This is a genomic window from Chryseobacterium sp. HR92 (assembly GCF_045689405.1).
Taxonomy (GTDB): Bacteria; Bacteroidota; Bacteroidia; order Flavobacteriales; family Weeksellaceae; genus Chryseobacterium; species Chryseobacterium viscerum_A.
On sequence record NZ_CP139139.1, the window covers coordinates 1,115,227 to 1,141,821 of the forward strand.

At 34.9% G+C, this 26,595-nt stretch carries 26 protein-coding genes; 22 read left to right on the forward strand and 4 right to left on the reverse strand.

The genetic code is table 11. The features are described from left to right. Positions 1 to 8 precede the first annotated feature (8 nt). The 14 genes from SFA27_RS05030 to SFA27_RS05095 all read left to right on the forward strand — a co-directional run bounded on the left by SFA27_RS05030 (position 9) and on the right by SFA27_RS05095 (position 14,418). A complete protein-coding gene (locus SFA27_RS05030) occupies positions 9 to 1,205 on the forward strand; it encodes a hypothetical protein (protein WP_407296769.1) in 1,197 nt (398 codons plus the stop codon). 99 nt (positions 1,206 to 1,304) lie between these two features. Beyond that, on the forward strand, positions 1,305 to 2,432 hold the full coding sequence (locus SFA27_RS05035; protein ID WP_407296771.1) for a glycosyltransferase: 1,128 nt from the start codon (positions 1,305 to 1,307) through the stop codon (positions 2,430 to 2,432). Between the two features lies 1 nt (position 2,433). Further along, the gene (gene asnB, locus SFA27_RS05040; RefSeq protein WP_407296773.1) at positions 2,434 to 4,284 is read left to right on the forward strand and encodes an asparagine synthase (glutamine-hydrolyzing); all 1,851 of its coding nucleotides are present in this window, start codon (positions 2,434 to 2,436) and stop codon (positions 4,282 to 4,284) included. Between the two features lie 3 nt (positions 4,285 to 4,287). After that, positions 4,288 to 5,526 carry a glycosyltransferase family 4 protein gene (locus SFA27_RS05045; RefSeq protein ID WP_407296775.1) on the forward strand — a complete coding sequence of 413 codons (1,239 nt, stop codon included), beginning with the start codon at positions 4,288 to 4,290 and terminating at the stop codon, positions 5,524 to 5,526. Positions 5,527 to 5,561: 35 nt separating this feature from the next. Beyond that, entirely contained in the window at positions 5,562 to 6,740 is a 1,179-nt protein-coding gene (locus SFA27_RS05050; RefSeq protein WP_407296777.1) for an O-antigen ligase family protein, read from the forward strand. Positions 6,741 to 6,790: 50 nt separating this feature from the next. Beyond that, entirely contained in the window at positions 6,791 to 7,396 is a 606-nt protein-coding gene (locus SFA27_RS05055; protein WP_047378759.1) for a sugar transferase, read from the forward strand. A 3-nt stretch (positions 7,397 to 7,399) separates the two neighbouring features. Continuing rightward, positions 7,400 to 8,041, forward strand: coding sequence for an acetyltransferase (locus SFA27_RS05060; protein WP_047378758.1), 642 nt, complete (start codon positions 7,400 to 7,402; stop codon positions 8,039 to 8,041). Between the two features lies 1 nt (position 8,042). Next, positions 8,043 to 9,179, forward strand: a complete 1,137-nt coding sequence (locus SFA27_RS05065; RefSeq protein WP_407296779.1) for an aminotransferase class I/II-fold pyridoxal phosphate-dependent enzyme — start codon at positions 8,043 to 8,045, stop codon at positions 9,177 to 9,179. A 14-nt stretch (positions 9,180 to 9,193) separates the two neighbouring features. Next, a complete protein-coding gene (locus SFA27_RS05070) occupies positions 9,194 to 9,763 on the forward strand; it encodes a sugar transferase (protein WP_407296781.1) in 570 nt (189 codons plus the stop codon). 15 nt (positions 9,764 to 9,778) lie between these two features. Further along, complete coding sequence (rfbC, locus tag SFA27_RS05075; protein WP_264517145.1) at positions 9,779 to 10,324, forward strand: dTDP-4-dehydrorhamnose 3,5-epimerase; 546 nt, start codon at positions 9,779 to 9,781, stop codon at positions 10,322 to 10,324. Between the two features lie 97 nt (positions 10,325 to 10,421). Then, positions 10,422 to 11,723, forward strand: coding sequence for a 30S ribosomal protein S12 methylthiotransferase RimO (gene rimO / locus SFA27_RS05080; protein ID WP_047378754.1), 1,302 nt, complete (start codon positions 10,422 to 10,424; stop codon positions 11,721 to 11,723). Between the two features lie 398 nt (positions 11,724 to 12,121). Next, on the forward strand, positions 12,122 to 12,727 hold the full coding sequence (locus tag SFA27_RS05085; RefSeq protein ID WP_156118483.1) for a hypothetical protein: 606 nt from the start codon (positions 12,122 to 12,124) through the stop codon (positions 12,725 to 12,727). A gap of 27 nt (positions 12,728 to 12,754) precedes the next feature. Then, positions 12,755 to 13,489: a hypothetical protein gene (locus SFA27_RS05090; protein ID WP_047378751.1), complete on the forward strand. Its 735-nt coding sequence runs from the start codon at positions 12,755 to 12,757 to the stop codon at positions 13,487 to 13,489. A 557-nt stretch (positions 13,490 to 14,046) separates the two neighbouring features. Continuing rightward, the gene (locus tag SFA27_RS05095) at positions 14,047 to 14,418 is read left to right on the forward strand and encodes a septal ring lytic transglycosylase RlpA family protein (protein WP_034699143.1); all 372 of its coding nucleotides are present in this window, start codon (positions 14,047 to 14,049) and stop codon (positions 14,416 to 14,418) included. A gap of 70 nt (positions 14,419 to 14,488) precedes the next feature. On the opposite strand, the gene SFA27_RS05100 is transcribed toward SFA27_RS05095, so the two are convergent. From SFA27_RS05100 to SFA27_RS05115, 4 genes are all read right to left on the reverse strand, one after another. Next, positions 14,489 to 15,253, reverse strand: coding sequence for an exodeoxyribonuclease III (locus SFA27_RS05100; protein ID WP_047378750.1), 765 nt, complete (start codon positions 15,251 to 15,253; stop codon positions 14,489 to 14,491). Further along, positions 15,253 to 15,543, reverse strand: coding sequence for a YciI family protein (locus tag SFA27_RS05105; RefSeq protein WP_407296785.1), 291 nt, complete (start codon positions 15,541 to 15,543; stop codon positions 15,253 to 15,255). The genes SFA27_RS05100 and SFA27_RS05105 overlap by 1 nt, the downstream gene beginning before the upstream one ends. 100 nt (positions 15,544 to 15,643) lie before the next feature. Next, on the reverse strand, positions 15,644 to 17,188 hold the full coding sequence (locus SFA27_RS05110; protein ID WP_047378748.1) for a bifunctional response regulator/alkaline phosphatase family protein: 1,545 nt from the start codon (positions 17,186 to 17,188) through the stop codon (positions 15,644 to 15,646). A gap of 132 nt (positions 17,189 to 17,320) precedes the next feature. Continuing rightward, positions 17,321 to 18,961 (reverse strand): S41 family peptidase, encoded by a 1,641-nt coding sequence (locus SFA27_RS05115; RefSeq protein WP_407296787.1) that lies wholly within the window; start codon positions 18,959 to 18,961, stop codon positions 17,321 to 17,323. A 238-nt stretch (positions 18,962 to 19,199) separates the two neighbouring features. On the opposite strand from SFA27_RS05115, the gene SFA27_RS05120 reads away from it, so the two are divergent. The 8 genes from SFA27_RS05120 to sucD all read left to right on the forward strand — a co-directional run bounded on the left by SFA27_RS05120 (position 19,200) and on the right by sucD (position 26,588). After that, positions 19,200 to 20,426: an HD domain-containing protein gene (locus tag SFA27_RS05120; protein WP_264517148.1), complete on the forward strand. Its 1,227-nt coding sequence runs from the start codon at positions 19,200 to 19,202 to the stop codon at positions 20,424 to 20,426. Positions 20,427 to 20,497: 71 nt separating this feature from the next. Continuing rightward, positions 20,498 to 21,529, forward strand: coding sequence for a UDP-3-O-(3-hydroxymyristoyl)glucosamine N-acyltransferase (lpxD, locus tag SFA27_RS05125; protein WP_047378745.1), 1,032 nt, complete (start codon positions 20,498 to 20,500; stop codon positions 21,527 to 21,529). Then, a complete protein-coding gene (locus tag SFA27_RS05130) occupies positions 21,522 to 22,919 on the forward strand; it encodes a bifunctional UDP-3-O-[3-hydroxymyristoyl] N-acetylglucosamine deacetylase/3-hydroxyacyl-ACP dehydratase (protein WP_047378743.1) in 1,398 nt (465 codons plus the stop codon). The genes lpxD and SFA27_RS05130 overlap by 8 nt, the downstream gene beginning before the upstream one ends. After that, positions 22,920 to 23,714, forward strand: a complete 795-nt coding sequence (gene lpxA, locus SFA27_RS05135; protein WP_407296790.1) for an acyl-ACP--UDP-N-acetylglucosamine O-acyltransferase — start codon at positions 22,920 to 22,922, stop codon at positions 23,712 to 23,714. It abuts the gene before it with no gap. A 23-nt stretch (positions 23,715 to 23,737) separates the two neighbouring features. Beyond that, entirely contained in the window at positions 23,738 to 24,073 is a 336-nt protein-coding gene (locus SFA27_RS05140) for a hypothetical protein (RefSeq protein ID WP_407296792.1), read from the forward strand. 15 nt (positions 24,074 to 24,088) lie between these two features. Continuing rightward, a complete protein-coding gene (efp, locus tag SFA27_RS05145; protein ID WP_047378738.1) occupies positions 24,089 to 24,652 on the forward strand; it encodes an elongation factor P in 564 nt (187 codons plus the stop codon). A 70-nt stretch (positions 24,653 to 24,722) separates the two neighbouring features. Further along, complete coding sequence (locus tag SFA27_RS05150; protein ID WP_047378737.1) at positions 24,723 to 25,625, forward strand: UDP-3-O-(3-hydroxymyristoyl)glucosamine N-acyltransferase; 903 nt, start codon at positions 24,723 to 24,725, stop codon at positions 25,623 to 25,625. Between the two features lie 90 nt (positions 25,626 to 25,715). Continuing rightward, positions 25,716 to 26,588: a succinate--CoA ligase subunit alpha gene (gene sucD / locus SFA27_RS05155; protein WP_047378735.1), complete on the forward strand. Its 873-nt coding sequence runs from the start codon at positions 25,716 to 25,718 to the stop codon at positions 26,586 to 26,588. The last annotated feature ends 7 nt before the right edge of the window (positions 26,589 to 26,595 follow it).

The following is a 26,595-nucleotide window of genomic DNA, read 5'->3' on the forward strand; positions in this document are numbered from 1 at the left end:
CTTTTTGTTTGGCTACGCCCTCTTTTAAAAGTGTAGTACCAACACAAAATAAAAAAATATTTACATCAGATAAGCCCATATTTACGGACAAAAACTTAAGCGTTAAGGAAATTTCCAAGCTCCTGGATTTTTATACTGATGTGTTTAGTTCAGAAACTCAGCTGGCCAAATGGTATAGCGCCGTCTATGATAGTTCTGCACTTTTGTATATTCCCATACAATATGCTTATGATACCCAAAATCAGGAATTAATAAACAAGCTGCAGAAACTGTATACTTATAATACCCTGGTTATTGTAAAAAAGAATTCTCAGGCCGATGATCTGGCTAAAAGGACATTTTACTTTACTGCTTCAGAATATTTGAGAAGAAGTGGAATTAAAAACAATGCTGAAAACACCAAAATGTATAATTTCATAAAAAGTGAAATTTTATATTACTGGAATAATAATCCCGCAAATATTTGGGAATCAGAATCAAATAAATTCTATGGTGCAAAACAAAGGATAGATTATATCTTAAGTGGAGATTTTAATGGCAATTTAAGTTACTACAGAGCAATTACTGATTTTGAACTCTACGTTATGGGAACAGGTGTAAGTCTTTTACTCATTGAGAAAGATGCAAAGCAAACCATAACCCCTGATTTAGTCTCTATTAAAGATAGATTCTATCAGGTGTTGAAGAAAGAAGTAAAGATTAAAGATAATAAAGCATGGTATCTGCAGCCCAATATATGGCGTGATCATCCGGATTTTAAGGATGTAGCGCTGGAAAAAAGTCAAAGTGTTAATTGGGATGCCTCTCATTTTTCAAGAATGTCTGCTTATCTGCATCTGCTGAAACTTAATTTTCAGGATGATAAACCAAAATATAGCTATCTGGAAAAACTTACTACATTACTTTCAAACCAGCTCATTACTAATATTGCAAGCTATGATTCCAGTAATAGTATTTATATTTTCAATAATTATATAGACGGTAATAACAGTAACTTTAGAAGTGATATTAAAGATGGGAAAAAAGGTATACAGCCATCTAAGAACTTTGAACATATTTTTATTGGATGGTGGAAAATGTTGAATACCAATGAAATTGATATCATGTATGAAAAAATAGCAAAAAATTTTCCATATTATTCTGAACAGAGTGCCTATATCGCTCATGATAAAGGTTTCTTTCAGGAAATTGTAAATCTGAAATGATTTGATAGAGCACTGTTGAATTGCAAGTTAGGTACAAAGCCTGTCAGATTCAGTAGGAAAATCAAAAAATAAGAAATAAAACATTACCCAAGCCAATTAATGAATAAAAAATACGGATTTCACGTCTGCCATCTCACGAGTGTTCATCCAAGAAATGATTCTAGAATATTCCATAAGATGTGTAAAAGTCTGGCATCTAATGATGTAAGGATAACTTTGGTAGTAGCTGATGGGAAAGGTAATGAGACGGTGGACAATGTAGAAATTATAGATATTGGAGCCCCGGCTGGTAGATTGAAAAGAATTACACAAACTACCTCTGAAATCTTTAATAAAGCTAAAGAACTCAACGCAGATGTGTTTCACCTTCATGATCCTGAACTGCTTTTAATAGCAAAGAAGCTGAAAAAATTAAATAAAAAAGTAATCTTTGATTCCCACGAAGACACAGTAAACACTATTTTAGTTTCACCCTATTTAAAATCTCCTGTTTCAAATATGATCTCCATATTATATGAGAATTTTGAACGCTATACCTGTAAAAAGATAGATGGAGTGATTGGTGCTACGCCTCATATTGAAAATTATTTTAAAAAGTTTGCCAAACAAACTGAAAATATCAATAACTATCCTATCTTATCTGATAAGAAACAGGAACAGATTTTATGGGATCAAAAGCTGAATGAAGTATGCTATGTGGGATCTATTGATGATACAAGAGGAATTAAAGATCTGATGAATTCATTGGAGCTCACAAAATCACAGGCAAAACTGAATCTTGCGGGTATGTATTCTTCTATCACTTTGGAAAAAGAGATAAAAGAACATAAAGATTACCACCTTGTCAATGATTTCGGATATGTTAATTCGGAAGAAGTAGAAAATATTTATAACCGCTCATTAGCAGGCGTGGTTACTTTACATCCTATTCCGACATTTTTAGTGAGTCTGCCTATAAAAATGTTTGAATACATGGTTGCAGGGATTCCTTTTATTGCCTCAGATTTTCCATATTGGAGAAGTTTATTGAAAGGGTGTGAATGTTGTATTTTTGTAAACCCTCAAAAACCTAAAGAAATTGCTGATGCTATTGATTACTTGATGCTTCATAAGGAAACAGCAAAGCAAATGGGTGAAGCGGGACGAAAATTAGTCTTTGAAAATTTTTCATGGGAAAGCCAGTCCGAAAAATTATTAACGTTTTATCAAAAAGTTTTATCCAACTAATATGTGCGGAATAACAGGAGCAATAGAATTTAAAAGATCACAAAATCTTGACTTTAAAGAAGGAAGTGATTTACATAATTATATACGAAGAAGAGGACCGGATTACTATGGGGTTGAAAAAGCAGAATACGCTGACTGGTCAGTAACTTTGGCTCACTCAAGGCTGGCAATTATAGACCTGTCAGGAGCATCTAATCAACCGATGATTTCCGATGACGAAAGATATAGTCTCACTTATAATGGTGAAATATACAACTACCAGGAAATCAGAGAAGAATTAATATCTAATGGTTTTGACTTCAGAACCAAAGGAGATACTGAAGTTCTTTTAAGAGCCTGGGAATGCTGGGGGGAGGCTTGTTTGAATAAGCTGAATGGAATGTTTGTTTTCGGATTATTTGACAAGATAAAAGGAGAGTTCTATCTGGTAAGAGACAGATTTGGAATTAAACCGTTAATTTATACCTTTTTTGATGGTCAGTTACTATTCTCTTCATCCATAGCCTCTGTAGCTAAACAAACAAATCAGGATATAGATCTGGAATATTGTTCCAGTGGGATAAGATTCGGTTTTTTCGAGGGATATGAAGACAGAACTCCCTTCAAAAATGTAAAATATCTTTTACCAGGATCATTGATGAAATGTAAACTGGAAGGAGAACTGAAAACAGAGACTAAAACCTGGTATTCTCTGGAAGAGCAGGTTGCAAAAAAAAGAAAAGAGCTAGAGTCATTAAGTTCGGAAGAACTCATTTCCAAAGGGAAATCCCTGTTGGAAAATTCAACCAAAATACGTCTGAGAAGTGATGTTCCTCTGGCTATTTCTTTGAGTGGAGGAGTAGATTCTTCCTCTATAGCAGCAATTGCATCAAAAGAAGTAGATCATCTGGAGGCTTTCAGCTATGGAGCTCCCGATCACCCGAAATCAGAAGGCCCGGTTATTAATAAGTTTGCAAAAGATAAAAATATTAACGTTGAATATATTCACCATTCTTACACAGCACAAGAGATGGGGAATATCTATGACCAAACCATGGAGGCACAGGAATCTCCATTTCTGGGACTCAGTATCATAGCACAGCATGAAGTATACAAGCAGGTAAAAGAAAGAAACATCAAAGTGTTACTAGGCGGTCAGGGAGGTGATGAAATTTTTGCCGGATACAGAAAATTTTTCGTAGTAGTATTGCGAAAGGCAATAGAAAATAAAGAAGTTTTGCCAGGTTTACAATATTTTCACTCATTAGCTCTGATGTTGGTATTTGAAGCAAAACAAATAAAAACATATTGGAATGAGAAAAACAGATATCTGAAGACAACAGGGAAAGATACAGCATTCCTGGATTGCTTGCCTGAAATTTCTTTAAATCTGTTTGAAAATTCATCTTTATCAAGCAGGCAGATTTCAGATATCCAAAAATACAGTATCCCTTCCCTTTTAAGATATGAAGACAGAAATTCAATGTATTTTTCTATTGAGAGCAGACTGCCTTTTATGGACTATAGATTGGTAGAATTTGCTTTAGCATTGCCGGATTTGCTTAAAATTAAAAATGGTTACGGAAAATGGATTTTACGTGAAATGATGAAAAAAGACGTGCCAGGATATATCCTTAAAAACCGTCTGAAAAGAGGCTTTGATGTCACACAGAATTGGGTGAATGATGGTGTGGGAGAAAGAATAAAATTAAATATTTTAGAAAATAAATCTAAAGCAAAAGATTTTGTATCAGACTTCGGCCAACTTGAAAACAGTCTCACCATTGAGAATCTTAATAACAGTAATATTCTGAATGAAGCAATAATGCTTGATTTCCTGATTGATCCAATTAAAAAACCAACCCTGCAGTAAAAAATGAAAAAAAATATCTGGTTAATTTCCAAATATGCCTCACCACCACAGTATGCAAAAGCTCCATCGCGCTTATTTTATCTGGCGAGAGAGTTTAAAAAAATGGGAAATGAAGCTTTATTAATAACATCGGATGCCAATCATTTTACGAATTGTCCTGAAACGGATAAAATATATAATGATGAGGAACAGGATGGGGTTGCTATTAGATGGATTAAAACCAAAAAATATACTAAAACCGCATCTATAGACAGAATTTTGTCTTGGCTTGATTTTGAAAGAAAGCTATTTTTAATGAAACTTTCCAATATGGAAAAGCCTGATGCAGTTATTATTTCGTCACTTTCCATTTTTACGATCATATATGGTTATTATCTGAAAAAAAAGTTTGGTAGTTTTTTAGTTTTTGAAATTCGTGATATCTGGCCTTTAACGATGACAGAGGAAGCTGGTTTTTCGAAATGGCATCCTCTTGTTTTACTGATAGGATTTATAGAAAAGTTTGGATACAGGAAAGCTGATTTGGTTGCAGGAACAATGCCAAGGCTGGATTTACACGTAGAAGAATTACTGGGATATAAAAAACCTTTTCATTGTTCACCATTAGGATTTGATCCTGAAAATTATTCTGAAGACTTCCTGAAAGAAAAAAATCCGTTTTTAGAAATAGTACCATCTGGTAAAGTAATTATTGGTTATGCTGGAAGTATGGGAGTTACGAATGCATTGGAACCTTTCATTGAAACAATACAAATAATGAAAGAGAACACCAATATCCATTTTGTATTGGTTGGAAGCGGTGATCTTAGAGCATCTTATGAAGAACAGTTAAAAGATTGTACGAATGTAACTTTTTTACAAAGAATTCAGCAAAATGAAGTTAAATATTTTCTTCAGGTTTGTGATATTCTATACTTATCTACCAAAGATTCAAAAGTATGGGATTATGGGCAATCTATGAACAAAGTGGTAGAATATATGCTTGCCGCCAAACCAATTATTGCTTCTTATACCGGATATCCTTCTATGATTAATGAAGCTGATTGCGGTAGGTTTATCAACAGTACGTCTGCAGAGAATATTAAAGATGCCATTTTATATTATGCCAATATGAGTACGGAAGAAAGAATTGAGATAGGAGATAAAGGCAGAAAATGGATTTTTGAAAACAGAACGTATCCGGTGTTGGGGAAAAAATATCTGGACGCTATTTTATCTCATTCCGTAAAGCAAAAGAAGTAGCTTTGCATTGGTTGAAATAAAAAATAGGTTTTATTTTGAAAATTACTATTAATAATAATTTCATTTATAAACTATTCCTGTTATCTGTTATGGTGGGAAATACTATTGCCATTGCTTTTGCAAAGCCACTTGAAATGAATCCCAGGAATTTTTCCATACCATATCGAATTTTTGTCATTGTATTTTCTTTATTTATAATATATAGGGAAAGGAAAAATATTAGTTTTAAAAATATTCCAATTATTAGTCTTGTCGGATTTTGGGTTTTTTATATCATCAAGCTTATATATTCGTTTAATAATTATTCGTTTAATCAGGAGATAATGCAATCTGAGAATGAATATATTTTCAGAATCCTATTTTTGGTGCTTTTACCAAGTATCGCACTATTATGTATCAATTATAGTAAAATAGATTTTAAAAGCATAGCAAAATATAGTGTTACTATTCTCTGTGGACTTCTCGTTGTAAATTACATATATGGCTATATAAAATTAGACCATATTTTTAGTACCTACTACATTATGTATGGCCATATAGGTGCTTCATTGTTTATCATATCATTATTTTTACTGCTGTTTTGCAGAGACGATTATAAATCCTATTTTCTGTTCTTTTGTCTTTTTTTAGGTCTTTTTAATGTTATCCAGTCTATGGCGAGAAGTCCAATTGTAGCGATTTCTGTATGCTCTTTGTATATGATTATTCTGAAAGGGAATAAAAAATATATTATCTATGCTCTTATTTCGATGCTGTTGTTTATAGGGTTGGTTATTTTGCATGAGCAATATGGGAATGGAGCAATAACAAGCTTTAACAGGATGTATAAGTGGATAGCACATGGCGATACCTCAAGCAGAGGGCCATTATTCAGTAGAGCTATCGAAATATTTAATTCAAATCGGTTATTGGGAGGAAGGATATTGTTTGAGGACGGTGCTCATCCACATAACATTTTTTTAGAGCTTTTAATGGGAACCGGAATTTTAGGATTATTTATTTATTTCTTAAAGTTTGTACCCGTAGTAAAAAATGCTGCCTTATTTTGGAATATTCAAAAGGGAAATATATACTATAAACTGATTTTTGCGTTATTTTTGCAATACTTTACTTTGGTACAGACTTCCTGCAATCTTTTCAATATACCGGAATTTTTGTACTTTAGCTCAATGATTATAGGTATTGGTTATACAGCAAAAACACAGGAAGTTTAAAAAAGATATTGATAAAAGCATATGATGATTGATACACCTAATTTCTAAAAATGTACAAAAATTATTTAAAGAGGATTTTCGACTTTGTAGTTGCTCTCATTGGAATTACTTTTCTACTTCCAATTTTTCTTATCGTGATGGTTGGATTATTTCTTTCCAACAATGGTAAACCCTTTTTCTTTCAACGGAGACCTGGTAAAAACGGTAAGGTATTTAAAATTATAAAGTTTAAAACAATGAATGATAAAAAGGATTCTACAGGAAACCTTTTATCAGATGCAGAAAGATTAACAGCTCTGGGAGCATTTGTCCGTAAAACATCTCTGGACGAAATTCCACAATTACTTAATGTACTTAAAGGGGATATGTCTCTTATTGGGCCTAGACCTCTTTTGGTTCAGTATCTGCCGCTGTATAATGAAAATCAGGCGCGCAGACATGAGGTAAGACCAGGAATTACAGGGTGGGCACAAGTAAATGGTAGAAATGCAATATCATGGAATCAAAAATTTGATTATGATGTATGGTATGTAGAAAATATATCATTTACCTTAGACGTGAAAATTTTCTTTTTAACAGCCAAAAAAGTTTTTATAAGAGAAGGAATTTCACAAGAAGGACAAGCAACAATGGAACCTTTTAAAGGAAATATTTAAAATATGAAAAAAATAGCAATTATTGGAGCAGGAGGATTTGGACGTGAGGTGAAGATGCTGATCGATCATATCAACCAGAAAGATGAACAATTTGAAATTTTAGGTTTTTATGATGATAAACATTATGATCATAATATTAATGGAGTTCCTTACTTAGGAAAGATTGAAAAAATAAATGAAGTAGATCATCCTTTGTGTATTGCCGTAGCAATAGGAGACCCTAAAACAAAGAAAAAGATTATACAGGGAATAAGTAATCCTAATATTGAATTTCCAACATTAATACATCCATCGGTAATTATTGGCCTGGATAATACCAAAATAGGAAAGGGAAATATTATCTGTGCAGGAGTTATTATTACTGTTGATATTCAAATCGAAGATTTTGTGATCCTTAATCTTTCTTGCACTGTAGGGCACGATACTGTGATAAAAAATTATTGTTCATTCATGCCGACAGTTAATATTTCAGGAGAAGTAGTTGTAAATGAAGCTGTGTACGTAGGTACAGGTGCAAAAATTATAAATCTTTTAGAAATCGGTGAAAATACTATTGTTGGAGCGGGAGCAGTAGTCTATAAAAGTCTTCCTGCAAATTGTACAGCAGTCGGAATACCAGCCAAACCAATAAAATTCCATGAATAATATGAATACTAAAATCTGGTTGTCCTCACCCCATATGGGAGGTAATGAACAAAAATATATCAACGAAGCATTTGAAGAAAACTGGGTCGCACCATTGGGACCTAACGTTGATGGACTTGAAAATGATCTGGAGCTGTTTTTAGGTGAAAATGCAAAAGTTGCCGTCCTTTCTGCGGGTACTGCAGCATTACACCTTGCACTTATTGAATGTGGAGTAGAACATGGTGATGAGGTTATTTGCCAGTCAATGACTTTCTCAGCATCAGCTAATCCTATTGCTTACTGTGGAGGAATTCCTGTTTTTGTAGACAGCGAGCCGGACACCTGGAATATGTGTCCAAAAGCTTTAAGAGAAGCCGTTGAAGACAGAGTTCAAAAAGGAACGAAGCCTAAAGCAATTATTGTTGTTCATCTGTATGGGATGCCGGCAAAGATGGACGAAATTACAGCTATCGCTCAGGAATTCCAGATTCCTGTTATAGAAGATGCTGCAGAAGCTCTTGGTTCTACTTACAAAGGACAGGCGTGCGGAACATTCGGACGTTTTGGAGTATTAAGTTTTAACGGTAACAAAATTATTACCACATCAGGAGGTGGAGCTTTGGTTTGCCATACTCAGGAAGATAAAAACAAAACTGTTTTCCTTTCTACTCAGGCAAGAGATAATGCACCTCACTATCAGCATTCACATATTGGTTTCAACTACAGAATGAGCAATATTGTTGCAGGAATAGGAAGAGGACAGATGGAAGTCCTTAAAGACAGAGTGGCAGCCCGCAGAGCAATGCATGATTTCTATTTTGAGATCTTCAAAAATATTGAAGGAGTAACTGTATTTTCAGAGCCTGGAAATGATTTTTATTCCAATCACTGGCTATCAGCTATCATTGTTGATCCACAGGTTACAGGGAAAAACAGAGAAGACTTAAGACTTGCATTTTTAGAAGATAATATTGAATCAAGACCACTTTGGAAGCCTATGCACCTACAGCCGGTTTTTGAATCTTCTCCTTATTACGGAGGAAAAATTTCCGAAAATCTTTTTGATAACGGACTGTGTCTTCCGTCAGGGTCCAACTTGTCAGATGATGACAGAGAAAGAATAGCAAACGTAATCCGTAACTATTTCGGAGTTTAATATCATTGAATTTAATGAATCAGTACAAATATTGGAAAGTGGTTTTTGACTTTATCTTAGCGGTAATACTGACCCTCTTTCTTATGCCGGTACTGATTATTTTATTTTTGATTGCAAGTCTCGACACATCTTCTAACGGGATTTTTTTTCAGACCCGGATAGGCCAGTATGGAAAGCCATTTACCATATTTAAATTTAAAACAATTCACGATAACAAAAGAGTATGCTCCAAAATCGGGCAGACCCTCAGGAAATTTAAATTTGATGAATTTCCCCAATTGTTTAATATTTTAAAAGGTGATATGAGTTTTGTGGGTCCCAGACCTGATATCGAAGGATATTACGATAAATTGGCCGGAGCAGATAGAAAAGTTCTGGAATTAAAGCCAGGGTTAACCTCTGAAGCAAGTATAAAATACAGAGACGAAGAAAATCTTCTGAACAGCCAGGAGAATCCTTTGGTATATAATGATGAAATATTATTTCCGAATAAAGTAAAAATGAATCTTGACTATTTTGAAAATATGTCTTTCAAAAATGATACAAAGATTTTATTTAAAACAATAATAACCATATTGAAATAGAGTTTTTTTACTATTATGAAAATTAAAGAAACCCCGCTTAAAGATTGCTATATCATAGAGCCCACCATATTTGAAGATGAGAGAGGCTACTTCTTTGAAAAGTTCAACGAAAAAAAATTCGAAGAATTGACAGGGATGAACGGCCACTTTGTACAGGATAATGTTTCCAGATCATCTTATGGAGTATTAAGAGGACTGCACCTTCAGAAAGGAGAGCATGCACAGGCAAAACTCGTTTCATGCCTTGAAGGCAGTGTGTGGGATGTTGCTGTAGATCTTAGAGAAGATTCTCCTACTTTTGGAGAATGGTTCGGAATAGAGCTTACCGCAGAAAATAAACTACAGCTTTATGTACCAAGAGGTTTTGGACACGGATTTGCCGTATTAAGTACCCATGCTGTATTTTCCTATAAATGTGACAATTTTTATAACAAAGAATCAGAAGGCAGCGTAAAGTTCAATGATCCGGATCTTGATATTGATTGGAAACTTGATGAAAAAGACGCCATACTTTCGGAAAAAGACCAGAACGCCCCTGGATTTAAAGACAAAAACTTTTAAATTATATCCCTGAAAACCACTTTATAAAAGTGGTTTTCATTTTTTTAATTCTTAACTCTTCAATATTTTGTATCTTTGCAGACTCAAAATCAAAACGATGCGTACAAAATCTGTAGGGAAGAAGAAAATCAATGTAGTCACTCTTGGATGTTCCAAGAATGTATATGATTCTGAAGTATTAATGAGCCAGCTGAAAGCTAATGGCAAAGAAGTGGTTCATGAAGACCGTGGCGACATTGTTGTTATCAATACCTGCGGATTTATTGATAATGCTAAAGAAGAATCTATTAATACCATCCTTGATTATGTTGAGGCTAAGAATAGAGGAGAGGTTGAAAAAGTATTCGTTACAGGATGTTTATCAGAAAGATACAAGCCGGATTTGATAAAAGAAATTCCGGATGTAGACCAATATTTCGGAACAAGAGACCTGCCGATGCTTTTAAAACATCTTGGGGCAGATTATAAACACGAACTGGTAGGAGAGAGACTTACAACTACTCCAAAACATTATGCCTACCTTAAAATCTCTGAAGGTTGTGACAGACCATGTTCTTTCTGTGCGATCCCATTGATGAGAGGAGGTCACCTATCAACTCCTATTGAAAAACTGGTTTTAGAAGCTCAGAAACTGGCAAAAAAAGGGACAAAAGAATTAATCCTTATTGCACAGGATCTTACTTACTATGGTCTTGATCTTTATAAGAAAAGAGCGTTAGGAGATCTTTTAAAAGAATTGGTGAAGGTAGAAGGTGTAGAATGGATTCGTCTTCATTATGCTTTCCCAAGCGGTTTCCCGGAAGATGTTCTCGATATTATCCGTGAAGAACCTAAAGTATGTAACTATATAGATATCCCTCTTCAGCATATCAATTCCGATTTGTTGAAATCAATGAAGAGAGGAACTACCCATGAAAAAACAGATGCTCTTTTAGGCAAGTTCAGAGAAAAAGTTCCGGATATGGCGATCAGAACAACGCTTATTGTTGGATATCCCGGTGAAACAGAAGAAAGATTTCAAGAGCTTAAAGACTGGGTGAGAGAGCAGAAGTTTGACAGATTAGGATGCTTTACTTATTCTCATGAAGAGAATACTACGGCTTATGTATTGGAAGATGATATTCCACAGGAGGTAAAAGAGGCAAGAGTAGAAGAAATCATGGAATTGCAGTCTCAGATTTCGTGGGAAAAGAATCAGGAAAAAGTAGGGAAAATATTCAGATGTATTTTTGACCGTAAAGAAGGGAATTATTTTATCGGAAGAACAGAGTATGATTCACCAGATGTGGACAATACAGTTTTGGTTTCTGCAGAAGATACCTATATCTCTATAGGCGAGTTTGCAGATGTTAAAATTACTTCGGCCGAAGAGTTTGATTTATACGGAGAATTAGTCTAGCTAAATGCTTACTAATCAGTTTAAAATAAGATTTATAAAATTAAGCTATTAACGAAAATTAACATAGAATTTTCTCGGTGGTTTGTTTTTATTTTATTGATAATCAATTTGTTAATATTTTGCGTAATTAAGATTTATCAAATTTCTTTTATAAAGTATATAAATTCAAAAATTATGTCTTAAATTTGCGCAATAAGCAATATTTTTAAATAATATGCTTTCAATGAGTTAAATCGTTTAAATGAAGCTAAAATGCAATTAAAATGGTATTTTAATAAGATGGCTTCACTATGATATTCACAAGTTGAGATGCATCTTCCATTTTGGGAATATTGATGAAAAAAAATGTAATTAAAAATCTTTAAAAACTTATGAAAAAATTTTTATTAACAGCAATTATGCTTGTTGGCCTTTCGGCCCTTTCTAAGGCTCAGCAGGGGCGAGTGGGGATTAACACAACCACACCTGCCGCAACACTAGATGTAGTAGCAAATACTACTGACAACGCTAGACCTGATGCCTTATTAGTCCCTCGTATGACAAGAGCACAATTATTAGCTAAAGATGCAGCTTATACTGCAGCTCAAAATGGCGCGCTTGCTTTCGTTACGACGATTGACGGTACAGCAACTCCTAAAACTACAAACGTTACAGCAGTAGGCTTTTATTACTATGATGGCCAAACTACGAATACGTGGATTACTGTAGGTGGAGGTGGTGTAGTTGCTCCTGTAGCTCCTACTGTAAGAACTTCAGCTACTGGTACAGATTTATCTGCAGCAGATTTAAATGGCTATGTATTTCTTACAACCAACGCTGATTTATCTACAATCCCAGTAAGTGCAGCAACAAAAGGAAAAAGTATTACCCTTGTTAAAGTAGGTGGAGGTACACTTACTGTAAATGGAGCAAGTGCAGCTTCAGTTAATTCAATGTCTCTTAATGGTAGAGGTCTTGGATTTATCTATGATGGAACTGCTTGGCAATCTTATTCAGCTCAATAATTATTAATTTTTTACACAGATTTAGTCATGAATAAAAAAATATTATTAGTTCTTGCCTCTTCTTTGGCAATGTTTCAATATACAAATGCACAGGTTAGAACAAACGGTTTCGCCAGTGGAAATATAAATGGGCAAGGCGCATTCTTAGATGCATCAGGAAGTGCCGGAGGTTTTACAGACAGTGCTAATGACGGAAAAGGACTTGTTTTCCCAAGAACAAATCTAACAACCTTTACATTTGCTACTCCTGTTACTGACGAAGATAACTTCCCAACGGCTTATGATGGAATGATAGTTTACAACACCGCTTCAGGAACTACAGTTTCTGGTGTTGCTACCAATGTTACTCCTGGATATTACTATTTCTCAAATCCTACCGGAGGAACTGCAAATGGATTCGCTACGGCTACAGGTACATGGGTTTCACTTTCTACTTCACCAAAAGTAACTGTAGGAACAGCAGAAACAACTACAAATACTATTATCAATGTAAGCCCGGGTGTTGATAAGCAGCTTTATGCTATCAAAGGAACTTTCACTGCAAATGGTACTTCTACAGCAGTTAATATCCCAGCTCCTACAGGAATGACTACTATGTATGGTATTACAATCTATAAAGCAGGTACAAACACTGTTTATGATAGAAGTTTATATTCTTATAATCCGGTTACAACTCCAGGAAATGCAATTACAGGTTCTCCTAGCATGTCTGTAGTTTATCCTAACGGTACATACGATTATGTATTAGAATATTTAAAATAGAGAATTAATTTAATTACATAAATAAAAACCAATGAGAGATCATTGGTTTTTTTACTTTTAGAAGAGAAGAGATTTATGCATTTATTAGATATTAAAAACAATATTTTAAGCAATTGGTGTTGATATTTAATGAATAAGGAATCAAGTTATAAATTTTAACAGAATATAAAGCTGTTAAAATCTGATCAGGGAAGATGATATTATAAAGGGAAGGACCTTCTATAAGCAGTTTTTTCCAGAATCTGATTTTAAGATTTTTAATTTTTAAAGGTCAATTATTAATTCAGATCTTAACATTGTGTGAAACTTAATTAATTGATTATCAGTTATTTTTAAAATTTTTTTTTTTAAATTATGCATAAATTAGTTAATTATGTTAACTTTTAAAGCTTTTTTTTAACACTTTTTAACAGTGTGGTTTAAAACCCCTATTCATAGGGTGTTGCAAGGTTGATTAAGATTTATTTAAGGTTTTGTTAACTGTTTTTAACATATGGGATAGGGTTTTATAAAGATTCCTGATACTTTTGTCCCGTCAAAACCAATAAAAGTTCAAAATGATGAAAAGATTCATTCTCGTAATCATAATGATGATTTCAACCTTAGGTGTTTATTCTTTTACGAGTAATGCCTTAGATGCGAAAAAAACAAGTTATGCATCGTACTACCACGATAAATTTAACGGTAGAAAAACTGCTAGCGGAGAAATCTTTGATAACTCAAAGTTTACTGCGGCAAACAGAACGCTTCCATTTGGAACAAACGTTAAGGTTACTAACCTTAAAAATGGTAAAGAGGTAATAGTGAGAATTAATGACAGAGGGCCTTACCATTCATCAAGATCTTTAGATATGTCTAAAGCTGCGTTCGATGAGATTGGAGATATCAGTCATGGTACAATTCCGGTCGAATATGAAATTGTCGATTAATTTTATGATTTAAATTAAAAAAAAAGCCAGCTGATTCAGCTGGCTTTTTGTATGGATACATATCAAACGTCTATACATCCAATTCCAATAAAGCAGGACAATGGTCAGAATGCACTGCTTCTTTTAAAATAACGGCTCTGGAGAGCTTGTCCTTTAAACTGTAAGAGGTGAAGTTGTAATCCAGTCTCCATCCTTTGTTTCTGGCTCTGGAATTTTGTCTGTAGCTCCACCATGTATAATTGTCCGGATCATTATTGAAAAACCTGAAACTATCTATCAGTTCACATTCATTGATGAAATTGGTCATCCATTCCCTTTCCATAGGAAGAAACCCTGAAACATTCTTTAAACCTTCAGGATTGTGAATATCGATCGCTTCGTGGCAAATATTAAAGTCACCGGATATAATCAGGTTAGGAATTTCTTTCTTTAAATTTTTGATATACTCCAGGAAGTCATGACAGAACTGCATTTTAAAATCCAGTCTCTCAATATTAGATGCAGAAGGAACATATACAGAAATAGCTGAAAAGCCATCAAAATCTGCACGAATAATTCTCCCCTCATTATCATAGCTTTCAATGCCACATCCATACTCTACATGATTGGGTTTGATTTTTGAGGCAATTCCGACCCCGCTGTATCCTTTTCTTACTGCTGAGTGCCAGTAACTGTGATAACCTAATTTTTCAAGGCTTTCGATGTCTATCTGATCGTTTCCGGCTTTACTCTCCTGAATACAGATGATATCCGGATCAGCAGTTTTTAGCCAGCCCAGGAAATCTTTTGTAAAAGCGGCTCTGATTCCATTGACGTTGTATGTGATTAATTTCATTAGTCTTCTATAAAAAGTTTAAAATTTTCATTGTATTTCGAAGGGATAAACTCCGTGATGTCATAATCTGCGATTTGATGAATATAAAAAGGATCTTCAGAAATGATCTGCTCAATTTCATGTTTAGATTCTGCATTAGCTATGATGATACCTCCCGTTCTGGGTTCTTTTCTTCCCGAAGCAATAAACTTCCCGGATTCATAGTGCCTATTAAGGAAAATATTATGCTGGGGAATAAGACGTTCTACATTTTCAATAGAACTCTTATAGGTAAGCGAAATAATAAACATGATTTATTTTTTACGAAGATATGAACTATAAAAAAGAAGCGGAAAAAATCGAATGATTTTTTCCGCTTTAAACCCAAAATTAACTAAACTATGAAAAAAACTACTTGGGTTCTAAAATGCTGATAGGAATGATACACTCTTCCAGTGAAATTCCTCCATGCTGGTAGGTTTCTTTATAGTAATTAACGAAATGATTGTAATTTTTAGGATAAGCCAGGAATATATTGTTTTTAGCAAAAATATATTTCGAGCTTAAGTTTCCTTTTGGAAGGAAAAGTTTTTCAGGATTCGTAATCGCCCATACATCACTGTCGTCATACGTTAAACTTTTACCTGTTTTATATCGGATATTAGTAGAAGTTTCTCTGTCTCCTACCACTTTGCTTGGCTTTTTCACATATACCGTTCCGTGGTCCGTAGTGATGACCAGTTTATAGCCGTTTTCTGCCGCTGTTTTTATAATCTTCAGCAAAGAAGAGTTTTCAAACCAGTTGAAGGTAAGAGAGCGGAAGGTTTTATCATCACGGATCAGTTGATCTACAATGTGGTTGTCTGTTTTTGCGTGGGAAAGAATATCAATGAAGTTGTATACGATAACCAGCAGATCATTATTTTTATGCTGATTGAAATCATCATAGATCTTTCTTTCAAAATCGGCATTCAGTACTTTAAGATACTTCATAGATTTTGAGCCCAAACCTATTCTCTTCATTTGATCTTCCAGGAAGTCACGCTCAAATTCATTTTTGTTTCCTTCTTCATTATCATTAAACCATTTATCCGGAAAACGTTTTTCAATTTCAGACGGCATTAATCCCGCAAAGAAAGAATTTCTCGCATACTGAGTAGCGGTAGGAAGGATACTGTAGTAATAGTCTTCTGAAATCTTGTTGTAGTATTTTGTAAATAAAGGTTCAATCACTTTCCATTGGTCATAACGAAGGTTATCTACCATCAGTAAAAGAACTTTTTCTTTTTCAACTTCAGGTTTTACTTTTTCTTTGAAAAGTGTATGGCTCATTAAAGGTTTGTCAGAATCAACCAGCCAGTCTGTGTAATTTTTTTCAATAAACTTGGCAAACTGAATGTTGGCTTCTTCTTTCTGAGACTGCAGAAGGTCTGCAAATTCATTATCTGCAACCTTATCAAATTTGATTTCCCAACTAAGAATTTTTTTATAATATTCCGCCCATTCCTGATACGTTCTCAGGTATGAAAGTTCCATAGAAAGGTTTCTGAATTCCTGCTGGTACTGTAGAATGGTTTTTTGTTCCACCAGGTTATCTTCCTGAAGGTTTTTTTTGAGGGAAAGTAATATCTGATTAGGATTTACGGGCTTTAATATATAATCGGCAATCTGAGATCCGATAGCCTCTTCCATAATGTGTTCTTCTTCGCTTTTGGTAACCATTACAATTTTTAGGGAATTATCTTTTTCCTTAATCATTGGGATGGCTTCCAGTCCGGAGATACCCGGCATGTTTTCGTCAATTAACGTTAAAGCAAATTTCTCTGAATCCATAAGTTCCAAAGCCTCGTTCACATTATTTACAGGGGTTACCTGGTAACCCTTCTTTTCTAAAAATACGATATGAGGTTTAAGTAAATCTATTTCATCATCTATCCATAATATCTTTTCTGACATAATTTATTTTTTACACGGTTATTCTATCAAAATGTTGACCAAATCCTTTTAAAATCTCACAAAATAGAAATATTAAAAGTTAAATATTAGTTAAATGAAAATACCGCTTGATATTTCACATTTTTGTTTACTTTAATCAGTGGTTTTTATATATTCTAAAGCTTTTTCCAGAACTTCATCTTTTCTGTTTTTAAGGCCTTCCACAGTCGGTTTCACAAGAATGTCTGGAGTGATGCCGATTCTCTGTGTCTCCCTTCCGTCCGGATAATAAGCACCCAGACCTGAAAACCGGGTGTCAAGATCTGCAATTTTAAACATAATGACATCTCCGTTGGCTCCCGAAGTATTGCTTCCAATGATTTTAGACTTAGGATGCTGCCTGAACATCATTGTGGTTGTCTCGGCCTGGCTTTGTGTATTCTCATCTACTAAAACGATTACATTCCCTTTATAGTATCCGGGATTCTTCCTGCCTATACTATTTTTCCTGCTGTAAAATTTTCCGGGATAGCTGGTGTCCGGAAAAGTAAACTGATAATAAACTGAAGACTCCGGAAGCAGAAGATAACTTAGAGGTTCTATGGTTTGCTTAGGATAATTTCTAAGATCAAAGATAATAGACTTTGCAGATTGTAAGCTGCTGTACATTTCATTCAGATCTTCCTTCTCTATAATTCCCATATTGACATAGCCGGTTTTCTTTTCATGATCAATGAATTTCCATTTCTTGGGAGGCGTCATTTTTTCCTGAATAATATCTTTCGCAAAATAAGTTTTGGTTTTTATTTCCAGATTTTGGCCTTCTCTTTCAATTTTTACAGTAATAGAATCACTGTTGCTGAAAAGAAGTTTGCTTTTTGCTTTGTTGAATTTACCCCAGGAATTAGAAGCTGGAATATATTTTCCAAAGCTGTTCACTATTTGCGGAATCGTTTTACCTTCAATATCATAAATAACATCCCCTACATGAAGCGGGCTTTTATCCCTGAATCTTGTAGCATTGATCTTTGTAACCACAAGTTTTCCTTCCGCATAGGAATACTCCGCAGGCACTCTTCGGTTTCCGTATTGATGAAACAGGATTTCCTTTGATGAAAGATAGGCATGGGAATCATCTGTTTTGGCAACCAGTTCTGCCAATGCTAAATGATAACTTTCATCACGATCAATCATAAGGAACTTGGGAATCATTTCTGTAAGAACATCATTCCAGTTCTGATCAGTGTCATATTTATAAGGAAAAAAGTACTCTACATAATTCCAATATCTGAATAGCTCCAATAAACTGACGGTTTTTGAAGTGAACTTTGAACCGTAGGACCTTTCATTTCTGAAATATATTTTTCTTCCGCCTTTTCCGAAATAATGATTATCTCCAAGATTCCGGTTATTTTCAATATAATGAAGTTCTTGAGACAGATCTCTGGTGAAAATTTGACGATTGTCTATCCAGCTCAGATCAAAATTCTTAAGAAAATATACTTTATCTTCCTTTACTGAACATTCTTTGCAGGGGGTAACTTCTCCGAGACTCCCGATCCAGTCAGAATAAAAATTATTTAACGCCTGTATATCATTAATAGAGTCAAGTTCATCAATCTTCTGAAAAAGCTGTTTGTCCCAGTTCAGATTTCCTTTTGCTACATGAGGATGGTAATATTTTAAGAATCCCCAAATCCGACAGAGAGATTCCAGTTTTTGGGTCTCGGATAGAATTTGTGCAGAAAAATTTAAACTTAAAAGTAATAAAAGGAAAAGAGAATATTTTCTCATTAAGGGTTATCGTGTTTTCTCTCAAAGGTAGTCCTTTGCTGCAACAACTGCAAAAGGTTTTCAAAAAAATATGAATTAAAAATAAAAATGAGTCAGAGAGATTTTCAATAGTATTAAAAAGGTATTATTTGTTAACAACATGAATGTTATCCGTTTTTAAGCCGTATATTTTAATAGTAATTTAATAAAAGCCTAAACTTTAAAATGCCTAACTTTGTTTGCTAATATTGACGTTTCAATGCAGAATAAGCTAAAAATCATCAACGATCCTGTTCATGGATTCATCAAAATTCCCCACGAAATTTTATTTGATATCATTGAGCATCCTTACTTTCAGAGATTAAGAAGAATAGGGCAGACCGGACTTCTGAACCTCATATTTCCAGGAGCTACTCATACAAGATTTCATCATGCTTTGGGAGCAATGCATCTGATGTTTACTGCATTGGAAACATTAAAGCAGAAAGGAGTAAAAATTTCTGAAGAAGAGGAAAAAGGAGCGATGCTGGCTATTCTGATGCATGATATTGGTCATGGTCCGTTTTCTCATGCGCTGGAAAGTATGCTGATGGATGACTGGCATCATGAAAACCTTTCTTTACTTCTTATGAATAAGCTAAATGAGGAGTTTGATGGGCAGTTATCTATGGCTATTGAAATGTTTCAGGGGAAATATCATAGAAAATTTTTCAACCAATTGATCTCTTCCCAGCTGGATGTTGACCGTCTGGATTATCTGAAAAGAGACAGCTTTTTTACCGGTGTATCGGAAGGAAATATTAATACCCAGAGAATTATTTCCATGATGAATGTCTGTGAAGAAGGTGAACTGGTAATTGATGCAAAAGGAATTTATTCTATTGAAAATTTTCTGACAGCCAGAATGTTCATGTACTGGCAGGTGTATTACCATAAAACTTCAGCATTGGCAGAATTTCTTTTGGTTAAGATCCTTGAAAGAGCAAAATATCTGATTTCCCAGGGAACAGAGCTTCCTGCAGCCGAGAATCTGAAATATTTTTTATACCGCGAAAAGAGTGCAGCAACGGATGAAGATATAGAGAGATTTACAAGCCTTGATGATAATGATGTGATCCAGGCGATGAAAGAGTGGCAGAATACGGATGATTTTGTGTTGTCATATTGGTGTAAATGTGTAATTCAGAGAAATTTACCTAAAACAATTATTTCATCGCATCAATTTGGAAAGGAAATAATTGATGAAAAAATAAAAAACACCAATGAATTTTTCAAAATCAACAATGGAAAAGAATTGGTTCATGAAATAAAAAGAAAACTTTTACCCTATCATGCGGAGAAGCAGCCAATCTATTTATTGCATAAAAATGGTAAAAGAACGAGGCTTCATGAGTCAGAAGATCAGCTTTTATCGGGGTTAATTGTAAATAAGACAACCCGCTATATCCTTATGTTTCCAAGAGATATCTCTGGGCTAGACTCTTAAATAATATTAAAATTTACGATCTGAAACCAAAAAATGTTTGCAAATTCTAGAATTTCTTATCTTTGCAGAATATGGAATTTACAGCTTCGCAAATTGCAAGTTTTATTGACGGAAAAATAATAGGTGACGAGAATGCACTTATTACAGGGGTTTCACCAATTGAAAATGGGGAATCAGGACATCTTTCTTTTATAGCACAAGATAGATTTTCTCATTTCTTGGATACCTCACGATGCTCTGTTATCATCATTTCGGAAAAACTTCTGGAGAAAAATAATTATAACCCTACCTTAATCGTTGTAAAAGATGCCTATCTTTCTTTTCAGATTCTGATGAATTTATATCAGGAAATGCAGGGAAGAAAAGAAGGTATAGAAAATGGTTCTTCCATTCATGATACGGCTGTCATAGGAGATAAAGCCTATATCGGAGCATTTACTTATGTTTCTGAGAAAGCTAAAATTGGGGAAGGGTCACAGATCTATCCGCATGTATATATAGGAAAAGGAGTGAAAATTGGTAAAAACTGTAAGATAGACAGTGGAGCCAGAATTTACGACTATTGTATTATTGGGGATAACTGTGTGATTCATTCCAATACGGTAATTGGAGGTGACGGTTTTGGTTTCCAGCCAACAGCCGAAGGTTTCAAAAAGATACCGCAGCTTGGAAATGTAATTATTGAAGACGATGTTGAGATCGGCTCAAACTGTAGTATTGACAGAGCAACAATAGGCTCTACCATTATAGGAAAAGGAACCAAAATTGATAACCTGATTCAGATTGCCCATAATGTGAAAATAGGTCAGAACAACGTAATTGCAGCACAAGCGGGAATTGCAGGTTCTACTACAATTGGAGACTGGAACCAGATTGGAGGCCAGGTAGGCGTCGTAGGACATATCAAAATAGGAAATCAGGTGAAAATTCAGGCTCAGAGTGGTGTGAATTCCAGCGTTAATGATAGAGAAACATTGTATGGCTCACCAGCCATCAGCTATAATGACTATTTGAGGAGTTATGTTCATTTCAGGAATCTGCCTGGAATCGTAAATAGAATAAATAATCTTGAGAATAACTCAAAAGATAATACTAATGAGTGATATGCAAAAAACACTTCAGCAAGAGGTAACTCTTTCTGGAATTGGCCTTCATACGGGTAAAGAAGTAAAACTTACCATTAAACCTGCTAAAGAAAATACAGGTTTTGTATTTGTAAGAACAGACTTGGAGGGACATCCTCAGGTAGAAGCAGATGTAAATTATGTTGTAGCAACAGAAAGAGGAACTACATTAGAAAAATTAGGGGTAAAAATTACCACTTGCGAACACCTTTTGGCAGCTCTTGTGGGGTGTGATATTGATAACGCAGTCTTAGAAATGGATGCCTCTGAGCCACCTATTCTGGATGGATCTTCAAAATATTTTGTTGAAGCTATTGAAAGCGTTGGTGTTGCAGAACAGGGGGTAGCGAGAGAATATCTGGTTGTAAAAGAAGTTCTTACTTACAGTGATCCGGCAACAGGTTCGGAAATCACAATTATTCCTTCAGATACTTACGAAGTAACAACAATGGTAGATTTTGGGACTAAAGTATTAGGTACTCAGAATGCCACTCTTAAAAATATTTCAGAATTTAAAGACGAAATCTCATCAGCAAGAACATTTAGCTTCCTGCATGAATTGGAAATGCTTTTAGATCACGGTTTGATCAAAGGTGGAGATATTTCCAATGCCATTGTATATGTAGATAAAGATCTTACTCCTGAAACTACAGAAAAATTAAAGAAAGCTTTTGGTAAAGATAATGTATCCATCAGACCAAACGGTATTCTTGATAATCTTAATTTAAACTATCCTAACGAAGCCGCAAGACACAAATTACTGGATGTAATCGGTGACCTGGCTTTGGCAGGTGTAAAAATAAAAGGTAAAGTTATTGCCAACAAACCGGGACACTTTGTGAATACTCAGTTTGCGAAAAAACTAAACCGCCAGTGGAAATTGCAGAAAAAGAAAAACGTTCCGGATTTTGACCTGACAAAAGAACCAGTATTCGATATCAACGGAATAATGAAGCTTATGCCTCACAGACCCCCGTTCTTATTGATTGATAAAGTTCTTGAGCTTTCAGACTCTCATGTAGTAGGTTTGAAAAACGTGACAATGAACGAACCATTCTTCGTTGGACACTTCCCTAAAGAACCTGTAATGCCTGGAGTACTTCAGGTAGAAGCATTAGCACAGACAGGAGGTATCCTGGTACTGGCTAGCGTTCCGGATCCTGAGAACTATTCTACTTATTTCATCAAAATTGATAAGGTGAAATTCAAAAGAAAAGTAATTCCTGGAGATACGCTAATATTCAAAATTGAATTGATAGAGCCTATCAGAAGAGGAATTGTTCATATGCAGGGGTATGGATACGTAGGAGATACAGTAGCAGTAGAAGCAGAGCTTATGGCTCAAGTTGCAAAAAATAAAGTTGATTAAATGATTCATCAATTAGCAGCCGTAGATAAACGTGCGAAAATCAGCAAAAATGTAATCGTAGAACCATTTACTACTATTGCAGGGGACGTAGAAATTGGAGAAGGAACCTGGATTGGTCCTAACGTTACCATTATGGATGGTGCAAGAATAGGAAAAAACTGTAGGATTTTTCCTGGGACTGTAATCTCTGCAATTCCCCAGGATCTGAAATTTGATGGTGAAGATACTCAGGTAATTATCGGTGATGATACAACAATCAGAGAATGTGTTACAGTAAACAGAGGTACAAAAGCTCTAGGATATACTAAAATAGGAGCGCACTGCCTTATTATGGCTACTTCACATATTGCCCATGATTGCGTTATCGGAGATCACGTTATCATCGTAAACGGTTGTGGTATTGCAGGACATGTGGAGATTGGAGATTATACTGTAATGGGAGGTTTATCTGCTGTTCACCAATTTGGTAAAATTGGAAAGCATGTCATGATTTCCGGAGGTACTTTGGTAAGAAAAGATATTCCGCCTTACGTAAAGGTTGCAAGAGAGCCTATGTCTTATGCAGGTATCAATTCTGTTGGATTAAGAAGAAGAGGATTTACCAATGAGAAAATCTTTGAAATCCAGAAAATCTACAGAGCGATATTCCAGATGAAAATGAACGTTTCTCAGGCTATTTCCCATATTGAAAAAGAAATGCTTCCAACGGCTGAAAGAGATGAAATCTTACAGTTTATTCAAAACTCACCTAGAGGTATCGTAAAAGGATATGGTACTGGAAAGGAAAGAGAGTAATTAATGATCAATACTATCAGACAATGAAAAGTTTAATTGTACTTACGGCGCTTTCTGCAACTTCTTTTTTGTTTGCACAGCAGACGGAAAAGCCTGAAACTGAAAAAAAGGAAAAACCCTTTACCATAGAAAGAAAACTTTCCGAAGTATCTAATGATAGTATTGCAAAGAATAACGTAAATAGTATTCTGAAACAGAAAAATACCGGAAGTTCAATTTTAGGAACAACCGATCAATATAAAACTGATCTTCAGATGAATGTAAACAGATTGAATAATAATGTGAATACGTTCAATAATAATACATTTAACAGAATGATGCCGCAAGGGCAAGGAATACAGTTTAATAAAAGAAAATAAATATTTACAAAATTAATGGCAACAAGTAACGATATCAGAAAAGGTCTTTGCATCGAATATAGCAATGATATTTTTAAAGTAATCGAGTTCCTTCACGTAAAACCAGGAAAAGGACCTGCTTTCGTAAGAACAAAATTAAAATCAGTGACTAACGGTAAAGTAATTGATAATACTTTCTCTGCAGGACACAAAATTGATGAAGTAAAAGTAATCACTAGAAAGTTCCAGTATCTGTATGATGATGAGAACGGATTCCACTTCATGAACAATGATGACTTCTCTCAATTATACATCAATAAAGAAATGATTGAAAACGCTCAGTTCATGAAAGCTGGTGAAGAAGTAACAATCATTCTGAAAGAAGCTGATGAGACTCCGCTTTCTGCTGAACTTCCACAGTCAGTATATCTGGATGTTATCGAAGCTGATCCGGGTGTAAAAGGAAACACGGCAACTAACGCTCTTAAAAACGCAATCGTTGAAACAGGAGCAAGAGTAATGGTTCCTTTGTTCATTGAACCGGGAGACAGAATTAAAGTAAGCACTGAAGACGGCAGCTACTTAGAAAGAGTGAAATAATAAATAAAATTTACATAAATTCGGTTTGCATTAGCAGTCCGAATTTTGTTTTATAAGAAAATCTATTGTTATGAGATTCCATTCTCCGCAAAAGCTTAAAACGATTGCAGATTTAATAGGCTCAGCATTTGTTGGTCCGGAAGACTTTGAAGTATTGGGAACTAATGAAATTCATATGGTAAAGCCAGGTGATATCGTTTTTGTGAACCACCCTAAATATTATGACAAAGCATTAAACTCTGCAGCGACTATTATTTTAATTGATAAAGAAGTAGAGTGCCCGGAAGGCAAAGCGCTTTTAGTTTCTGATGATCCTTTCAGAGACTTTAATAAAATCAATACTCATTTTACCAGGATATATAATTTTACAGAAGAACTTCACGATGTTGAAATAGGAGAGGGAACAAGGATTCACTCTTCAGCAGTAATCGGAAACAATGTGAAAATCGGAAAAAATACCCTTATCTTCCCTAATGTAGTGATCGGTGATCGTACGGAAATCGGAGATAATGTTATTATTCAATCCAACACCGTTTTAGGAGGTGACGCATTTTATTACAGAAAATTAAATGGAAACTTTGACCGCCTGATTTCTGTAGGAAATGTTGTTATTGAAAACAATGTGGAGATCGGAAATGGCTGCACCATAGACAGAGGTGTTACAGATTCTACCATCATTGGAGAAGGTTCTGTTTTGGATAACCAGATTCAGGTGGGACATGATACCGTTATCGGGAAAAAATGTCTTATTGCTTCTCAGGTAGGAATTGCAGGATGCTGCATCATTGGAGATGAGGTGACATTATGGGGACAGGTAGGAATCGCTTCCGGTAATAAAATTGAGGCAGGATCTGTAATTTTGGGAAAAACAGGAGTAAACAGAGATCTGGAAAAAGGTACCTATATCGGGATGTTTGCAGAAGATTTCAAAACTTATCTCAAAAAAGAAGTAAAGCTGAGAAATCTCAAATAAACTATTCCAAAGGTTTTATCCAAAATCAAAGAAATTTAAGTAAATTTGTGAGCATTAATAAAATAATAAATAAATTAAAACAACAATAAAATGTCAATTTTAGTAAACAAAGATTCTAAAGTAATTGTACAAGGATTTACAGGGAACGAAGGAACTTTCCACGCTGGTCAGATGATTGAATACGGAACAAATGTAGTAGGTGGTGTTACTCCAGGAAAAGGAGGTAGCGAGCACTTAGGAAAACCGGTATTTAATACAGTGGCTGATGCTGTTGAAAAAGCAGGAGCAAACGTAAGTATCATTTTCGTACCACCGGCATTTGCAGCAGACGCTATCATGGAAGCTGCTGAAGCAGGTATCAAAGTGATTGTATGTATTACTGAAGGTATTCCTGTAGCTGATATGGTAAAAGTAAAATCTTATATTGCTGACAGAGACTGCAGATTAATCGGACCAAACTGCCCTGGAATCATTACTTCTGAAGAAGCTAAAATTGGTATTATGCCAGGTTTCGTTTTCAAAAAAGGTAAAGTAGGTATCGTTTCAAAATCAGGTACCCTTACTTACGAAGCTGCTGACCAGGTAGTAAGAGCAGGTTATGGTATTTCTACCGCTATCGGTATTGGTGGTGACCCAATCATTGGAACAACTACAAGAGAAGCATTAGAATTATTTATCAATGACCCTGAAACTGAAGCTGTTGTAATGATCGGTGAAATTGGTGGAGGTCTTGAAGCTGAAGCTGCAAGATGGTACAAAGCAAGTGGTTCTAATAAACCAGTTGTAGGGTTCATCGCTGGGCAAACAGCTCCAAAAGGAAGAACAATGGGACACGCAGGTGCTATCGTAGGTGGTGCTGAAGATACAGCTCAGGCAAAAATGGAAATCATGAGAGAAAACGGTATCAACGTTGTAGACTCTCCTGCTGATATTGGTGCTACTGTAGCAAAAATTCTAGGATAATATAAAA

Coding starts and splice junctions, on each gene's coding strand:
- SFA27_RS05150 (WP_047378737.1), top strand. CDS start 24,723: ATGAGATTCCATTCTCCGCAAAAGCTTAAAACGATTGCAGATTTAATA.
- SFA27_RS05045 (WP_407296775.1), top strand. CDS start 4,288: ATGAAAAAAAATATCTGGTTAATTTCCAAATATGCCTCACCACCACAG.
- lpxD (WP_047378745.1), top strand. CDS start 20,498: ATGGAATTTACAGCTTCGCAAATTGCAAGTTTTATTGACGGAAAAATA.
- SFA27_RS05120 (WP_264517148.1), top strand. CDS start 19,200: ATGCAGAATAAGCTAAAAATCATCAACGATCCTGTTCATGGATTCATC.
- SFA27_RS05140 (WP_407296792.1), top strand. CDS start 23,738: ATGAAAAGTTTAATTGTACTTACGGCGCTTTCTGCAACTTCTTTTTTG.
- asnB (WP_407296773.1), top strand. CDS start 2,434: ATGTGCGGAATAACAGGAGCAATAGAATTTAAAAGATCACAAAATCTT.
- SFA27_RS05055 (WP_047378759.1), top strand. CDS start 6,791: ATGTACAAAAATTATTTAAAGAGGATTTTCGACTTTGTAGTTGCTCTC.
- SFA27_RS05105 (WP_407296785.1), bottom strand. CDS start 15,543: ATGTTTATTATTTCGCTTACCTATAAGAGTTCTATTGAAAATGTAGAA.
- SFA27_RS05115 (WP_407296787.1), bottom strand. CDS start 18,961: ATGAGAAAATATTCTCTTTTCCTTTTATTACTTTTAAGTTTAAATTTT.
- SFA27_RS05070 (WP_407296781.1), top strand. CDS start 9,194: ATGAATCAGTACAAATATTGGAAAGTGGTTTTTGACTTTATCTTAGCG.
- SFA27_RS05060 (WP_047378758.1), top strand. CDS start 7,400: ATGAAAAAAATAGCAATTATTGGAGCAGGAGGATTTGGACGTGAGGTG.
- SFA27_RS05090 (WP_047378751.1), top strand. CDS start 12,755: ATGAATAAAAAAATATTATTAGTTCTTGCCTCTTCTTTGGCAATGTTT.
- rimO (WP_047378754.1), top strand. CDS start 10,422: ATGCGTACAAAATCTGTAGGGAAGAAGAAAATCAATGTAGTCACTCTT.
- rfbC (WP_264517145.1), top strand. CDS start 9,779: ATGAAAATTAAAGAAACCCCGCTTAAAGATTGCTATATCATAGAGCCC.
- SFA27_RS05095 (WP_034699143.1), top strand. CDS start 14,047: ATGATGAAAAGATTCATTCTCGTAATCATAATGATGATTTCAACCTTA.
- SFA27_RS05100 (WP_047378750.1), bottom strand. CDS start 15,253: ATGAAATTAATCACATACAACGTCAATGGAATCAGAGCCGCTTTTACA.
- SFA27_RS05085 (WP_156118483.1), top strand. CDS start 12,122: ATGCTTGTTGGCCTTTCGGCCCTTTCTAAGGCTCAGCAGGGGCGAGTG.
- efp (WP_047378738.1), top strand. CDS start 24,089: ATGGCAACAAGTAACGATATCAGAAAAGGTCTTTGCATCGAATATAGC.
- SFA27_RS05065 (WP_407296779.1), top strand. CDS start 8,043: ATGAATACTAAAATCTGGTTGTCCTCACCCCATATGGGAGGTAATGAA.
- lpxA (WP_407296790.1), top strand. CDS start 22,920: ATGATTCATCAATTAGCAGCCGTAGATAAACGTGCGAAAATCAGCAAA.
- sucD (WP_047378735.1), top strand. CDS start 25,716: ATGTCAATTTTAGTAAACAAAGATTCTAAAGTAATTGTACAAGGATTT.
- SFA27_RS05035 (WP_407296771.1), top strand. CDS start 1,305: ATGAATAAAAAATACGGATTTCACGTCTGCCATCTCACGAGTGTTCAT.
- SFA27_RS05110 (WP_047378748.1), bottom strand. CDS start 17,188: ATGTCAGAAAAGATATTATGGATAGATGATGAAATAGATTTACTTAAA.
- SFA27_RS05130 (WP_047378743.1), top strand. CDS start 21,522: ATGAGTGATATGCAAAAAACACTTCAGCAAGAGGTAACTCTTTCTGGA.